Annotated in this window: 15 protein-coding genes; 8 read left to right on the forward strand and 7 right to left on the reverse strand. The window is 62.5% G+C overall.

Features of this window, described 5'->3' with window-relative positions:
• Window positions 1–58: 58 nt before the first annotated feature.
• Window positions 59–1,438, reverse strand: a complete 1,380-nt coding sequence (locus CK501_RS01570; protein WP_095615968.1) for a M20/M25/M40 family metallo-hydrolase — start codon at window positions 1,436–1,438, stop codon at window positions 59–61.
• A 119-nt stretch (window positions 1,439–1,557) separates the two neighbouring features.
• Here CK501_RS01570 and CK501_RS01575 point away from each other — a divergent pair, with 119 nt between their 5' ends.
• Window positions 1,558–2,028 (forward strand): YcgN family cysteine cluster protein, encoded by a 471-nt coding sequence (locus tag CK501_RS01575; RefSeq protein WP_095615969.1) that lies wholly within the window; start codon window positions 1,558–1,560, stop codon window positions 2,026–2,028.
• A gap of 6 nt (window positions 2,029–2,034) precedes the next feature.
• Here CK501_RS01575 and CK501_RS01580 read toward each other — a convergent pair whose 3' ends face one another.
• Entirely contained in the window at window positions 2,035–2,793 is a 759-nt protein-coding gene (locus tag CK501_RS01580) for a substrate-binding periplasmic protein (protein WP_095615970.1), read from the reverse strand.
• Window positions 2,794–3,005: 212 nt separating this feature from the next.
• On the opposite strand from CK501_RS01580, the gene CK501_RS01585 reads away from it, so the two are divergent.
• The 3 genes from CK501_RS01585 (at window position 3,006) to CK501_RS01595 (ending at window position 5,500) form a co-directional block, all read left to right on the forward strand.
• Window positions 3,006–4,145 carry a porin gene (locus CK501_RS01585; RefSeq protein WP_095615971.1) on the forward strand — a complete coding sequence of 380 codons (1,140 nt, stop codon included), beginning with the start codon at window positions 3,006–3,008 and terminating at the stop codon, window positions 4,143–4,145.
• Between the two features lie 158 nt (window positions 4,146–4,303).
• Complete coding sequence (locus CK501_RS01590) at window positions 4,304–4,915, forward strand: class I SAM-dependent methyltransferase (RefSeq protein WP_198949346.1); 612 nt, start codon at window positions 4,304–4,306, stop codon at window positions 4,913–4,915.
• Between the two features lie 42 nt (window positions 4,916–4,957).
• Window positions 4,958–5,500, forward strand: coding sequence for a hypothetical protein (locus CK501_RS01595; protein WP_143421363.1), 543 nt, complete (start codon window positions 4,958–4,960; stop codon window positions 5,498–5,500).
• Window positions 5,501–5,508: 8 nt separating this feature from the next.
• Here the strand turns inward: CK501_RS01595 and CK501_RS01600 are convergent, their stop codons facing one another.
• From CK501_RS01600 to CK501_RS01610, 3 genes are all read right to left on the reverse strand, one after another.
• Entirely contained in the window at window positions 5,509–5,817 is a 309-nt protein-coding gene (locus CK501_RS01600; RefSeq protein WP_233128824.1) for a hypothetical protein, read from the reverse strand.
• 112 nt (window positions 5,818–5,929) lie between these two features.
• Entirely contained in the window at window positions 5,930–6,661 is a 732-nt protein-coding gene (nfsA, locus tag CK501_RS01605) for an oxygen-insensitive NADPH nitroreductase (RefSeq protein WP_095615974.1), read from the reverse strand.
• 59 nt (window positions 6,662–6,720) lie between these two features.
• Complete coding sequence (locus CK501_RS01610) at window positions 6,721–7,458, reverse strand: SDR family oxidoreductase (RefSeq protein ID WP_095615975.1); 738 nt, start codon at window positions 7,456–7,458, stop codon at window positions 6,721–6,723.
• A 157-nt stretch (window positions 7,459–7,615) separates the two neighbouring features.
• On the opposite strand from CK501_RS01610, the gene CK501_RS01615 reads away from it, so the two are divergent.
• Window positions 7,616–8,548: a LysR family transcriptional regulator gene (locus CK501_RS01615; protein ID WP_095615976.1), complete on the forward strand. Its 933-nt coding sequence runs from the start codon at window positions 7,616–7,618 to the stop codon at window positions 8,546–8,548.
• A 14-nt stretch (window positions 8,549–8,562) separates the two neighbouring features.
• On the opposite strand, the gene CK501_RS01620 is transcribed toward CK501_RS01615, so the two are convergent.
• Together CK501_RS01620 and CK501_RS01625 are read right to left on the reverse strand one after the other, a co-directional pair.
• On the reverse strand, window positions 8,563–9,168 hold the full coding sequence (locus CK501_RS01620) for a DedA family protein (protein ID WP_095615977.1): 606 nt from the start codon (window positions 9,166–9,168) through the stop codon (window positions 8,563–8,565).
• On the reverse strand, window positions 9,165–9,515 hold the full coding sequence (locus CK501_RS01625) for a hypothetical protein (protein ID WP_095615978.1): 351 nt from the start codon (window positions 9,513–9,515) through the stop codon (window positions 9,165–9,167). The genes CK501_RS01620 and CK501_RS01625 overlap by 4 nt, the downstream gene beginning before the upstream one ends.
• Before the next feature lie 132 nt (window positions 9,516–9,647).
• Here CK501_RS01625 and CK501_RS01630 point away from each other — a divergent pair, with 132 nt between their 5' ends.
• Genes CK501_RS01630 through CK501_RS01640 form a run of 3 tightly spaced genes read left to right on the forward strand, consistent with a single transcriptional unit; the run spans window position 9,648 to window position 13,827 of the window.
• Window positions 9,648–12,014: a DUF748 domain-containing protein gene (locus CK501_RS01630; RefSeq protein WP_095616578.1), complete on the forward strand. Its 2,367-nt coding sequence runs from the start codon at window positions 9,648–9,650 to the stop codon at window positions 12,012–12,014.
• 54 nt (window positions 12,015–12,068) lie between these two features.
• Window positions 12,069–12,974, forward strand: a complete 906-nt coding sequence (locus CK501_RS01635; RefSeq protein WP_095615979.1) for a DMT family transporter — start codon at window positions 12,069–12,071, stop codon at window positions 12,972–12,974.
• A 19-nt stretch (window positions 12,975–12,993) separates the two neighbouring features.
• Window positions 12,994–13,827 (forward strand): aldo/keto reductase, encoded by an 834-nt coding sequence (locus CK501_RS01640; RefSeq protein WP_095615980.1) that lies wholly within the window; start codon window positions 12,994–12,996, stop codon window positions 13,825–13,827.
• The last annotated feature ends 1 nt before the right edge of the window (window position 13,828 follow it).

Here is a 13,828-nt window from a genome sequence, read left to right on the forward strand (position 1 = left end):
TACCGGCTGCAGTATAGACAGTGACCCGCGGCTGTGCCTGCCACTTCCCGCCAGTGCGTCAGCGCAGCTGCTCCAAAAGTGCCGCATGGGCCCGCATGCCGCGATGGAAGCAGGTCACCTCGAATTTCTCATTGGGGCTGTGCATGCCGTCATCCTCCAGGCTGAAGCCCATCAGCAGCGTATCGATGCCGAGGATGTCCCGCGCCCAGGCGGCAATGGGAATGGAACCACCACTGCCCAGCAGCACCGGCTCGCGATCATAGACCGCATCCAATGCGCTCAGGGCCGCCTTCAGGTAGCGGGATTCCGTGGGGATACGGATGGCCGGGGCCGCTGAGTGCACGGTGAGCTCAATGGAACAGCCCGCCGGCGTGTGGTCATCAATGAAGCGGCGCAGGCTCTCGATGATGCGGTCCGGATCCTGGTCCGGCACCAGCCGGAAGCTGACCTTGGCGCTGGCCTCCCGGGGGATCACCGTCTTGGCGCCGTTGCCGGTGAAACCACCAATGATGCCGTTGATGTCGCAGCTGGGCCGCGACCAGACCCGTTCCAGCAGGCTGCGGTCCGACTCACCACCGCCTGCAGTGGTCACGCCGGCGGAGGCAAGGAAGCCGGCATCGTCCATATTGAGGGCTTTCCAGGCGGCCAGCTCCTCGTCGGAGGGTTCCACCACGTTGTCGTAGAACCCGGGCACCTGAACCCGGCCCTGCCCGTCCTGGAGTGCGCCGAGTACTTTTGTGAGACCATTGATCGGGTTTTCGATGGCGCCGCCGTAGAATCCGGAGTGCAGGTCATGGCCCGGTCCACGGCAGGTCAGTTCGGTGTAGAGCAGTCCACGGAGGGTGTAGGTGATGGCCGGGGTGTCCACGTCCCACATGCCGGTATCGCTCACCACGCAGACGTCGGCCTTGAGCTCGTCCCGGTAGCGTTCCAGCACCGGCCGCAGGTTCTTGCTGCCAACTTCCTCTTCCCCCTCAAGCAGCACCGTCACCTGTATCGGCAGACCGCCGTGCTCCGCGTGCCAGGCCTTAAGGGCCTCGACCCACATCATCAGCTGGCCCTTGTCGTCGACCGCGCCCCGGGCCACCATCTTCCGGCCATGGGGGCTGTTCTCAAGGGTCGGTTCAAAGGGCTCGTTGCGCCACTCCGCATACGGCTCAGGCGGCTGCACGTCGTAGTGGCCGTAGTAGAGCACGTGGGTGGCATCATCTCCGGGGCCCTCATGATGGCCGATCACCACCGGATGACCCTCGGTTTCGCGGATCTCAATGCGGAACCCCAGCGGCGCCAGCTCATCCCGGAGCCACTGCGCCGCCTCGCGCATGGCGCCCTCGTAAGCGGGATCCGTACTGACACTGGGAATGCGCAACAGGTCGGCCCAGCGCTCGATGGATCCCTCGAGGCCGTTATCGATGCGTTGCAGGACGGATTCCAGCATGAGGCGCTCCTTGTTCACCGGTTTCGGGGCTTTCGAGCATAGGGGAGCAGCCACGGGCGAACAAGTATTTGAAGGCACCGTGCGATCACCGTACCCTCGCGGATAACAGGGGGTAGGCCATGACCGATACTGATGGAACCGTTCCGTTCTGGGAGCGCAAGCAGCTGGAAGCGATGACGGCTGATGAGTGGGAATCACTCTGCGACGGCTGTGGTCGTTGCTGCACCCATAAGCTTGAAGACGCGGATACCGGTGACGTCTATGCCACGCAGATCGCCTGCCGCCTGCTCGACTGCGAGAGCTGTCTGTGCTCGGACTATCCCAACCGCCTGAACGAGGTGCCGGACTGCCTCCAGGTCACCCCCTCGATCGCGCGCAACAGCGACTGGCTGCCCAAAAGCTGTGCCTACCGGCGGATCGCCGAGGGTCGGGGGCTGGCCTGGTGGCACCCCCTGGTTTCCGGTTCGCGCGCCACCGTTCATACCGCAGGGGTCTCAGTGCGGGGCCGTGTTCTTCCCGAGCCCATCGTGGACCCCGAGGACTATGAGGATCACATCGTCGACTGGATCCAGGAGGAGCCACTTACCTGAAAACCCTCAGGGCTCGGCCTGGAAGGGCACGTACAGTGACCCCATAATTTCCTGGTAGACCCCCTTTTCCTGAAGCCGTCTGAGCTCCCTGGATAGAGCCTGGATAAACGCACGGTTCTTCCCGGTATCATGACAGTTGATGCGATCAAAGCTTTCAAGCAGGGGACGATCCGGCACGTAGCTCAGCTGCTCCAGGTGGGGCCGGATATCCGGGATGGCAGCAATCAGGGCATCCAGCCGGCCCATCTGCAGCATCCGGACAGCCTGCTCCTCGGAGCGTACCGGCTCCAGCTCAATCGCGCCTTCCAGGATCGGGGCCAGATAGAGCTCATGCCCCTTGATGCTGCCGACCACCCGGTCTTCCAGCTCCCTGACTGATTCAATGGGGGGCTGGCCAGCGGGTGTGAAGATATGGAAACGGAACCTGCCAAGTGGATGGCTGTACACAAGGGCCTCGTTCCCAATGCGCTGGCGCACCACATCGGTCAGTGAGACCAGGCAGTCCACCTGGGACTCCTCAAACATCTGGAGGGCACGGCGGTAGGGATAGAAGACCGGTTCAACCTTCACATCCAGTGGCTCCAGAGCGCGCGCCACCAGCTTCTGATAGGCACCCGACCCATCCGGCTCAATCAGATTGGCCAGATTCGGAGCCGCCACCGTTACGCTCTGACCGGCGTGTGCCCCCACCCCTGAGGCCAGAACCACCGCGATCACAAGGCATGCACGAAAGCATCCATTCCGCCCCATCAGTCCCCCGCCCATGAGCCTGACTCTATTGCCTCAGGTTAATGTTTTTAATCACCGATCACGACCCCGGATCGCAATAATCGGTTAATTCATCAGGCGGCAGAACCAGCGCAGGCATACACCCCTGAATGGCCCGGTCTCCATTTTTAACTGGACGATCAATTAAAATAAAATTACCCTCTCGCAACTCGGCATTTCGGAAATCCCTTAGAAAAGGAGTCTATGCAATGAAGAAAAAGCTGATCGGTGCCGCAGTAACAGCCGCCATTTCAGCCACCGCCCCCTCACTGGCCGTTGCGACGACCAATATTTCAGCGGGGGTCTGGGCCAGCTACCGGTATGTGACGGATTCTGATTTTGACGCGCCGGCCTTCAACAGCGACCTGGACAGCGAGACGGGTGGCGACATCGGCCGCGAATCGCTGATCCTCTATGGCAGCCATTCCCAGGATGACGGCCCCTGGCGCCTGTCCACCGAGGTACGCTTTGGTCCGGGCAGCTTCTCTGATCCGGATAACAACTCCACCGGGACCTACACGTCCATCCATAAACTCTGGGTAGGTCGCAGCTTCGGCGAAAACTGGGACATGAAGATCGGTAAGAGCCAGGTTCCCTTTGGCTGGAAAACCGTGAACTTCTGGCCCGGCGATGTACTGCAGGGTGGCTATGGCGACCAGATGGATGTGGGCGTCAAGTTCACCGGTACGGTCAGCGGATTCGATGTCGCGGCCGCCTACTTCCACCAGGATGATTGGGGCGAGACCAGCACGGATACCATCGACGACAACGGTCATTGGGGCTCAAAAGTCACAAACTCCGCTGGTGAGGAAGTATTTACCTACCGGAAGACCCAAACTGGGGTTGTTGATGCCAGCTATACCTTCGGCAAGGACGAATCAAGCAGTCAGTTCGGTCTGTCGGTCCAGGGCGGTAAGCTTCAGGACCTCAGCGATCATGCCAACGCCTGCGCCACAAGCTGCACGGACCTCGACGACGGCTCCCACTACGCCTATGCCGCCTACTATCAGGGCGAATACGGACCGTTCACCGCCAAGGCGGAAGTGATCCGGGTCAACCGTGACATTCCCAACGTGGCCAATGACGTTGAAAACACCCGCTACGCGGTCATGGGTGGTTATACGGTCGGCAACTGGTTCGCCTACATCGACGCGACCGCCGCTACCACGGACACGGACGGGAATAACGCGGACACGGTCCACGGCCTCGCGCCCGGCGTCCGCTATGACTACGGTCCGGGTTGGGTCTACCTCGAATACCTCGAGTCCAATGGCGACATCGACAGGAACGGCGATATCTACGAGTCGGACTTCGACGCCATGTACGTGACCATGGACTACTACTTCTGATCCCTGCCCCACGCCACCGCCATCGATGATGGTGGCGGTGGCGCCCCCTGAAGCCCGCCACCCTACCCCCAGACCAAGCCGGCTCCCCCCGGAACCGGAATGGTTCCACCCACAATCAGGCGTGTTACCAACTGGTTGCTGTGATAGGTTTGGCAACCATGATCCGAAGCGCTATCTACGACACACTGATCCTCAGGCTGACCAGCCGCTGGTACGCCGAAGTGCTGGAACGTTTGCCTGCGGGCGCCTCCGTACTGGATGTCGGCATCGGCACCGCCGGCGCCCTTATTGCCAATGCCGAGCATGTCACCCGCAAACAGCTGCGCATCACCGGGATCGATATCGACGGGGATTACGTGGAACGGGCACAACAGCGGCTGGCGCAGTCCAGCCTGAATGACCGGGTCGTGGTCCACCAGGAATCGGTCTACGACCATCAGGGCGGCCCCTATGACGCCATCTATTTCTCCGCCAGCTTCATGCTGCTGCCCGAACCCGAACAGGCGCTGCGCCACTGCTGCACACTCCTGAACCCCGGTGGCCGGATCCATTTCACCCAGACCATCCAGAACAACCACTCTAGGATGATGGAAGCGTTCAAGCCCGTACTTCGGCGCCTTACCAGCATCGACTTCGGACGGGTCACCTACGAGGCCGACTTCCGGGCGCAGATCGAGGCAGCGGGGCTGGAGCTGGAGACCTTCACAACCCTCGAAACCCACGGCGACCGGGCGTCCTGTCTCGCGGTTGCGCGGCCCCGAACCCGCTAACAGAGCGCCCGGTTTTTCATAACATGGAACCGGTAGCGGACCATGAGCGTCTGTTCAACAGCAGACGCAACCATTTCCATGCCTGAGGAGGCAGACATGTACAGACAGTTCGCTTTGATGCTCGTGACCGCGTTGACCCTCACCCTCAGCTCAGGGGCGATGGGGCAGGATGGCCCTCCGGATCACGCCGCCAGCAAGGGTAAGGAACGCGCGGGAAAGGCTCGCGAGCGGGCAGAAGAGCAGCGTGAAGGAGCGCAGGAGCGCGCCGGGGAAAAACGGGAACAAGCCCAGGAGCAGGAAGAAAACGCGAGGGAAGACGCCGAGGAAAAGCGCGAGGAAGCCCAGGAGCGTGCTGAAGAAAAACGGGCGCAGGCGAAAGAGCGCGAAAGGGAAGCTCGCGACCGGGATGATCGGGGAAAAGACAGGGAAACAGAGAAAAAAGGCAAGCAGAGCAAGCGCCAGGGCGACGACATGCCCGCTGGACTCGCCAAAAAGGATGGCGCCCCTCAGGCCGGTAAAGGAAGCGAGAAGGGCCAGCAGAAGCGCCAGGAAAACAGCCAGGGCTGGTGGAAGTTCTGGGACTGAAGCCCCGGTCAGCGGACCGGATCACACCCTCTTGTGGCCAGTGCCAGGTTGGTGCTGATCCGGATCTGCTCGTAGTAACCTTCAGCCGATTCAATACCCTCGGCGGCGTAAGTACCGGCTGAGGGACTGAGCATGAGAGTCAGCTCCTTCAGCGCCTGTGCGGACTGGCGATCACGCTCATACGCTTGGAACGCCTGCCGGATCTCACCACAGCTTACGCCTTCCTCGTCCGAAACCGCCGCCGTGAGCTGGCTGGACGTCTGACACCCGGACACGGCAAACATTGCAACAATAAGCACCGATACTGAACGCTTCACAACACCCCCTGCTGGCCCTTGGCTCCTCATAAGGGTTGCATTGTAAAGCATATCGACGCCCCCGTGTCCGACCTGCCCAGAGCCGGGAAGCTGAAAAACCGCTGGACGCTTGTCACTTCATCTCGAAACCGCGTTTCACCAGGAAATCCCGCATGTGCGGACGCAGTTTGGTATCAAACAGCGGCGTCAGATTCTGTGACCAGTTGCTGTCCTTATTGCCGCCAGTACGGGCCTGGTAGTAGCCCTGCATGGTCTGGTCGAAGGCCTCAACCTCATCCGGGTCCTCGCTGTAGACATCCTCCTTAAGGATCGCCTCCACCGGCAGGCGGGGCTTCACCTCCGGATCCTGGGCCGGATAGCCAAGGCACATGCCGAAGACCGGGTACACATGCTCCGGCAGCTGCAGCAGGTCACTGACGGCCTGCGGGTTATTGCGGATACCGCCGATGTAGCAGATCCCCAGACCCTCGGATTCGGCCGCCACCGCCATATTCTGCGCCATCAGCGCGGTATCCACGCTCGCCACCAGCAGCTGCTCGGTCATGCCCCTCACCACGTTGGCGCCGGTACGCTCCGCTGCATCCGTCGGCCGCTTCATGTCGGCGCAGAACACCAGGAAATCCGAGCAGCTCGCGATGTAGCCCTGGCCACCGGCCAGTTCGGCAATCTGCTCACGGTTCTCCGGCCTGGTTACGTGGATCACGCTGTAGGCCTGAATGTGGCTGGAGGTCGCCGCGCTCTGACCGGCACGCACCAGCTCCAGCAACAGTTCATGGGGAATCTTTTCCTCAGTGAACTTGCGAATGGAGCGATGGGACTTCAGAAGCTCGATAACTGAATTCATGATTCCTCACTGCGGAATGAACGCCTTCGGGTACCCAGAGGATACCCGATTTCCAGGGATTACAGTTGTTGCTGCGTGGGCCGGATGATCAGCTCATTCACATCCACATCACCGGGCTGCTCAATGGCATAGGTTATGGCCCTGGCGATGGCATCGGAGCCGATCGCAACGGAATACAGCTCATTCGCCGCTTCCTGTGCGCCCGGGTCCGTAATATGGTCGGTGAGCTCGGTTTCAACCGCGCCGGGCGAAATATTGGTTGCGCGGATCTCACCGTTCGACTCCTGCCGGATGCCTTCCGAGAGCGCCTTGACCGCGTATTTGGTCGCGGAGTAGACCGCAGCGCCGGGAAAGACCGTGTGGCCCGCAACCGAAGAAAGATTGATGATATGGCCGGACTGCTGCTCCCGCATGGTCGGCAGCACCGCCGCCAGGCCGTACAGAACGCCCTTGATGTTGATATCAATCATGGCATCCCACTCATCAACCTTGAGCCTGTCCAGCGGTGCCAGCTGCATCAGCCCCGCATTGGCAATCAGCACATCGATACGCCCGTAGGTTTCACGGGTCCGGTCCGCCAGTGCCTGCATGGCATTCCGGTCGGTCACATCCGCCACCTGGTAGCTCGCCTCACCGCCAGATGCGTTGATGGAATCAGTCAGTGTCCTGAGCCGGTCCTCACGCCGGGCTGCAAGCATCAGTTTGGCCCCTTTGTCCGCCAGCATCCGCGCAGTGGCTTCACCCAGGCCACTGCTGGCACCGGTGATGATGACGGTTTTTCCCATAATGTCGGACATGGTCATGACTCCTCGTGATTTGAATTGCCGGTTCGCCTGTTTGCGAGTACCGATCATCCGTGGCCTGAGCCGGTTGATCTGGCGGACACCATGGCGTATTGGGAAAAATTCATCTAATTTATCTCTGTTATTCCAGATATTTTAATTTGACATATCCATGCGCTATGACCTGAACCTGCTGAGAACCTTCATCGCACTGCTGGAAGAGCGCAGTGTCACGCGCGCGGCCAAGCGCCTGGGGATTACCCAGCCAGCGCTGAGCAACACCCTTGGGCGCTGCCGGGAACTGTTCCAGGATCCGCTTTTCATCCGCGAACGTTATGGCATGAGGCCAACCGAGAAAGCCCTAGCCATTGGCCCTGCCATCCGCGATGCGCTGGGGGAAATCGACCATCTGGTGCTGGAGCAGCAGACATTCGACCCGGCGACGACAACCCAGCGGTTTGTGATCGCCGCCAATGACTACGTGGAATACGTGTTCGTACCAAGACTTGTCGAACGCCTGCAGCACCGGGCACCAGGTATTCAGATCCGCATTGTTCCCTACGGCGCGGACCTGGCGGAGACCGGCGTGGCCGCCGGAGATACCGCTCTTGTACTGGGGCGGATTGTGGACCCACCGGACAACCTGGTGGTGCAGCCATTGATGGAGGACGGTCTGGCCTGTGTCCTGCGGGCGGACCATCCCTTTCAGGGGGATCAGCTCACGCGCGAGGCGTTCGAGAGCCTGAAGCACGTCAATATGCTGCCTCCCGGCCGCCTGAAGAAGGGTCTGTTTGAGGCGCTCGGCCGGCAGGGTCTGGAACGGGATGTGGCCGTCTCCGTAACCCACTTTCTCTCCATCCCCGAGTTGATCGCCACCACGGACTACTGCACTACGCTCCCCAACCTGATCTGCCGGCGCTTTGTGCGAGACCCGCGTCTGCGGGTCGTAAGGCCTCCCGCAGACCTCGGCACCTTCCCAGTGCACCTGGGTTGGCATGTCCGGTACCGGCAGGATCCGGCGCACCAATGGTTACGGGAACAGATCCATGACGTGGGCAGCGAACTCATGGCGGAGGGGAGGGGGCCCGCTGAAGGTAACGGATAACGGACTGAAAAGGATCACCCCCTCACGCGGCCATGGCGCTTCTGCATCATGCGCAGCCAGAACCCGAGACCCACGGCAACCACGGCACCGGCGACCAGCCCGCTCAGGTCAGCCGCGAACTCGGCGACGGCGGTCAGGCTGCTCGCGAACAGATACCCCAGGCCCACATACAGCGCCACCCATACCGTCTCCCCGGCCACACTCCATACACTGAAACGCGCCCAGCGCATGCGCCCAGCGCCCGCCGCGAAGTTGACGTAGGGCCCGAGCGGGCTGACGAACCATCGGCTCAGAAAAACGCCCATACCGCCCCAACGCTCAACAGAAGCGTGCGCCCGGCCCAGCAGTGCGGCCCGGCCCCGGCGGGCCTCCGCCCAACGCTCAAGCCACCCCGCGCATGAGCGCCCGAGCAGGTAGCCGGTCTGGTCACCACTCAGGGCTCCCCCATAGGCCGCCAGGCTCACCGAGACGAGAGGCAGGTCGCCTGACGCCGCAAAGGCACCACCGGTAAGCATCATCAGCGATGCCGGTACGGGAATCGCCAGACAGCTGAGGAAGGTCACAACAAACAGGGCGGCACTGCCGTAGGTGGCGACAAGTAGGAAGACCGTGTCCGTCATTCCCTGTCACCCTCATGGGAACGTACGGCCTCATCAATGCGCCGCTGTATCTCCTCGAGGGTCAGGCTGGAGGCCTCAGCGATCTCTTCGAGCGTATGGCGCTCACCATCAACGGGCTCCAGCTCCAGCGCTTCACGCACCACTCCGGGCGGTAGGTCATAGGAAAGGGCCACATAGCGCGGGGTCATCCAGCCTTCCACCGGCTGGTCCTGATGGGCCGGCTCCGCCCAGTACAGGCTGAAGGCCACGAGGCGTGCGGCAAAGAATGCCGTCACAACCAGCGCCGTGATGAATGCAATAAACAGAAAACGGTGTTTCCGCCAGAGATTGCGCGCAGCGGTCAGCAATGGTCTGCATCCAAGGGAAGGAGTGTCGGCCTCAGCTTATCAGCAGCTGGGATGGGCAGGAAGTGACGCCAGGCTCGGGCAGGTTTAGTCTATGCGGAACGGTTCATTTCAATGCCCATGGATGTGGTCCCCATGCCAAGTGACTCACTCCGTCGTTTCGGCGGCTACCTGCGAACACGATGGGCCTCCCCGCGCCGGATCCGGTTCTGGCTGCTCGCGCTGGTCATCGCGTATACCCTGCTGGGCTTTCTCATCGTGCCCTGGCTCATCCAGTACCTGGCCGTGAGCACCGCCAAGGAAGACTTCGGGCGCGAACTCCGCATCGAGGCTGTCCACGTCAATCCGTACACACTCACGCTCCGGATCGACGGGCTCGCCCTGGACGACACCGACAACCGCCAGCTTCTCGGCTGGCAGCAGCTCTTCGTCGACCTGGCCTGGTCCAGCGCGCTCAACGGCGCCTGGACGTTCCAGACCATACGCCTCGACAGACCAATGATTCACGAAGAACGCTTCGCCTCCGGCAAGACACGCTTTTCCCGACTTGCTCCCGAGCCGTCGGAGGACGCCCCTACCGAAGACGAGGCCTCGCCACTGCCCGCATTGCAGGTCGATGAGCTGCGCGTGACGGAGGCTGCTCTGCGTTTTACGGATAACCTGCCGGGTGGAGTAACAGAAACGGATCAACCGAAACGGGTATCGCTGGCACTGGAGGAGCTCATGCTTTCAGCCAGTGACCTCTCGCTGCAGGAAGGCGCACGGTTCCCGGTCGCTCTGGAAGGACAGCTTGAGGGCGGCGGCACGCTGGCCTTCGACGGCTCACTTCAACTCCTGCCAACGGCCGTCCTGGCGGGCAGCGCCCGTATCGATGAACTGGCACTCAACCAGGCCCAACCCTACCTGCGCCAGTTCGCGAACGTGCAACTCAGTGACGGCACACTCAACCTGGACGGGCGGATGCAGACCGGGGCAGAGCAGCCCTTTGCATTCGAGGGCTCTGCCGGCATTAAAACCCTGAACATCAATGATGGCTCCAATCAGGACCCCCTCATCGGGTGGCAGAGCCTCCACACCAAAAAACTCGACCTGAACCTGGGTGAAAGGCGGCTCGAGACCGCTCCCATCAGCCTCAACGGCCTGTTCGGGCGATTGATCATCAACGAGGACCGCACCACCAACTTCAGCCAGCTTATGGCGACGGCCCCCGCCAACGCCAGGGCGGAAGATGACGGGGCCGCGCGCATGGACGACACGGACGACGAAACGGCCCCATTCGACATCACCGTTGAGGGCGTTGAGCTGACCGACGGCACCCTCCGGTTTGCGGACCGTTCACTGCCACTGCCCTTCTCAACAAGCATCCATACATTGAACGGTCAGGTATCGACCCTGAGCTCCAGCTCCGCCCAGCCAGCGCAGGTCGCCCTTGAGGGCCAGGTCGCGGACTACGGGCTGACGCGCGTGGACGGCACCATCCACGCCTGGCACCCCATGCGCGATACCAGCCTGAAACTGAGGTTCCGCAACCTCCAGATACCGGAATACTCCCCCTACACCGTGCGCTTTGCCGGCCGCAGGATAGCGGGGGGCACCATGGATCTGGATCTCGACTATACCGTCAGTGAACAGCAGCTCGACGGGCGCAACAGCCTCGTGCTCCGTGACCTCACCCTCGGCGAGAAGATGGCCGTCAGCGATGCCATGGACCTGCCGCTCGATCTGGCTATCGCCCTGCTCAAGGACAGCAACGGCGTCATCGATCTGGATCTCCCGGTGACCGGCGATGTGGGCAGCCCGGAATTCGACGTCGGCGGGGTCGTCCGCCAGGCACTGACCAAAACCATCAAATCGGTCGTGCAATCGCCATTCCGCTTCCTCGCCAACCTGGTGGGCGCTGACTCGGAAGAGCTTGGCCGGGTTGAATTCCCGCCGGGCCGTTCCGACCTGCTCCCACCCCAGCGCGAGCGTGTCGCCAAGCTTCGTGAAGCCCTCACCCAGCGCCCAGAGCTGGCGCTGGAGCTTACCGGCCCCTTCAACCACACGTTCGACGGTCCCATCCTGAAGCGCGGGAAAGCCATCGACGCCCTTCGCCAACGCCTGGCCCAGGCGGACAGAGAGACTGGAGAGCCCAACCTGACGGCCGAGGCCAACCAGGACGTTGTGGAGACAATGTTCACCACGCATTATCCGGAGGCAGACCTGGCAGCCATCCGGTCACGCTTCACGGAAGAGCAGGGTGATTCGTCCGAGGACACCGGCTTTGACGCCCTGGCTTATCGCAACCACCTGGCGGACAGGATCATCGCCGCCCAATCCATCACGGAGTCGGACCTCAGGGCACTCGCCAACGCCCGTGCAACAGCGGTACAGCAGGCCCTTGTCGACCCCGGTGCGGATAACCCGATCGACAGCAACCGCGTGCGCCTCCAGGACCCGGAAACGATTGAGTCCGTGGACGGCGAACGCATCGCCATGGAAGTGGGTCTAGCTGCGGATTGAAGGACCAGGCTCGCAAGTGAACGAACCATGAAACGCACCAGGTAACGACCCACCATGCATAACGACCGCATCACCATCATCGCGACACTGCTGGTCATCGGAACCGGAAGTCTCTGGGGGTTCTACTGGCTGCCGGTCCGCCATCTGGCAGCCAACGGGCTCCCCGGTGCCTGGGGAACCCTGGCCATCGTCGCGATGGCCGCACTGGTACTGACTCCCGCCGCCGTTCGGGCAAGGCACCGTCTCCTGCGCTCCAGCCCGGTTGCACTGGCGTCCATTGCACTGGGCGGTGTTGCCTTCGTACTCTATTCGATAGGCCTCGTTTACGGGCGTGTCGCAGTAGTCGTTCTGCTGTTCTTTCTCACGCCGGTCTGGAGCACCCTGATCGCCCGCTATGGGATGGGCTGGCCCACGCCCTGGCTGCGGATGCTTGCCATCGTGGTGGGCGTCATCGGTCTGGGCGTTGTGCTGGGGGCTGATGGCGGGCTGCCGCTGCCACACGGCCTTGGGGATTGGCTGGGGCTGAGTTCGGGGCTGCTATGGGCAATCGCCACAACCGGCATCCGCTCGCAGCCCGAGACCGGGTCCGTGGAGGCGGCTTTCGTCTTCGCACTCGGCGCCTGCGTGGGGGCGGCTGTTCTGGCGCCGGTGTTTGAGCCCCTGCCGAGTCTCGCAATCGAGGCGGCGATTCCCGCGTTCGGCTGGGCGCTTGCCACCGGTGGTCTCTGGTGGGGGCTTTCGATGGTCTGCCTGATGTGGGCAACGGCACGGCTCGAGCCGGCCCGCGTCGGCATCCTGCTGATGGCGGAGGTTCTGGTGGGCGCGGTCTCAGCCGCCGTAATTGCCGGCGAGCACCTGGCGCCGATCGAGATTGCCGGCGGCCTGCTGGTGCTCAGCGCCGGGGTTCTGGAAGTCTGGCCGGTACGCGCAAAGCGCCCGGCAACGTCCGAAGCCACATGATCTACGGTAAGGAGCGCTCATGAAACAGGTTACGCTGCACGGCGGCAAACGCATTCCCGCGCTGGGCCAGGGCACCTGGCGGATGGGTGAGCGCGCCAGTGACCACAACCGCGAGGTCGCGGCTGTACGTGCCGGCATCGAGGCCGGCCTGACGCTGATCGACACGGCGGAGATGTACGGCAACGGCGGAGCCGAGCGCATCGTCGGTGAAGCCATGGCAAACCGGCGGGATGAGCTCTTCCTCGTCAGCAAGGTCTTCCCGCACAACGCCTCGCGGGCCGGCGTCCGCGCAGCCTGCCAAGCGAGCCTGGAACGCCTGGGCACCGACCGGCTCGACCTCTACCTCCTACACTGGCGCGGTGGTGCCGACCTGGCCGAAGCGGTCGCCGGCTTTGAGGACCTACAAAGGGAAGGGTTAATCCATCACTGGGGTGTGAGCAACTTCGATGCCGCCGACCTGGCGGATCTCTGGGCGGTACCCGGCGGTGACGCCTGCAGCACCAACCAGCTGCTCTACCACCTCGGCGAGCGCACCATCGAGCACGACCCACTGCCGTGGATGCGCCATCACGGCCTCCCCGCCATGGCCTACTGCCCGCTCGGCCAGGGCCGGCTTCTGGAACAACCCGGCCTGCGCGCCTTTGCCGAACGTAACGGAATCACCCCCGCCCAGGCCGCACTCGCCTGGCTGCAATCACACGACGATGTCATCGCCATCCCGAAAACGAGCGCCCCGGAACGACAGGCCGAGAACCGCGCTTCAGCCGAGGTCACGCTTGGCCGGGAACAACTCGCCAAACTCGACCAGCTCTTCCCAAGACCCAAAGCTGGCAGGCCTTTGCCGATTGTGTGAT

The organism is Halovibrio salipaludis, from assembly GCF_002286965.1.
GTDB lineage: Bacteria > Pseudomonadota > Gammaproteobacteria > Pseudomonadales > Oleiphilaceae > Halospina > Halospina salipaludis.

Excerpts from the sequence above, each read along its gene's own strand:
- CK501_RS01620 (WP_095615977.1), bottom strand. The coding sequence starts at position 9,168 with ATGACGGACACGGTCTTCCTACTTGTCGCCACCTACGGCAGTGCCGCC.
- CK501_RS01590 (WP_198949346.1), top strand. The coding sequence starts at position 4,304 with ATGATCCGAAGCGCTATCTACGACACACTGATCCTCAGGCTGACCAGC.
- CK501_RS01635 (WP_095615979.1), top strand. The coding sequence starts at position 12,069 with ATGCATAACGACCGCATCACCATCATCGCGACACTGCTGGTCATCGGA.
- CK501_RS01615 (WP_095615976.1), top strand. The coding sequence starts at position 7,616 with ATGCGCTATGACCTGAACCTGCTGAGAACCTTCATCGCACTGCTGGAA.
- CK501_RS01630 (WP_095616578.1), top strand. The coding sequence starts at position 9,648 with ATGCCAAGTGACTCACTCCGTCGTTTCGGCGGCTACCTGCGAACACGA.
- nfsA (WP_095615974.1), bottom strand. The coding sequence starts at position 6,661 with ATGAATTCAGTTATCGAGCTTCTGAAGTCCCATCGCTCCATTCGCAAG.
- CK501_RS01610 (WP_095615975.1), bottom strand. The coding sequence starts at position 7,458 with ATGTCCGACATTATGGGAAAAACCGTCATCATCACCGGTGCCAGCAGT.
- CK501_RS01595 (WP_143421363.1), top strand. The coding sequence starts at position 4,958 with ATGAGCGTCTGTTCAACAGCAGACGCAACCATTTCCATGCCTGAGGAG.
- CK501_RS01580 (WP_095615970.1), bottom strand. The coding sequence starts at position 2,793 with ATGGGCGGGGGACTGATGGGGCGGAATGGATGCTTTCGTGCATGCCTT.
- CK501_RS01575 (WP_095615969.1), top strand. The coding sequence starts at position 1,558 with ATGACCGATACTGATGGAACCGTTCCGTTCTGGGAGCGCAAGCAGCTG.
- CK501_RS01640 (WP_095615980.1), top strand. The coding sequence starts at position 12,994 with ATGAAACAGGTTACGCTGCACGGCGGCAAACGCATTCCCGCGCTGGGC.
- CK501_RS01585 (WP_095615971.1), top strand. The coding sequence starts at position 3,006 with ATGAAGAAAAAGCTGATCGGTGCCGCAGTAACAGCCGCCATTTCAGCC.
- CK501_RS01570 (WP_095615968.1), bottom strand. The coding sequence starts at position 1,438 with ATGCTGGAATCCGTCCTGCAACGCATCGATAACGGCCTCGAGGGATCC.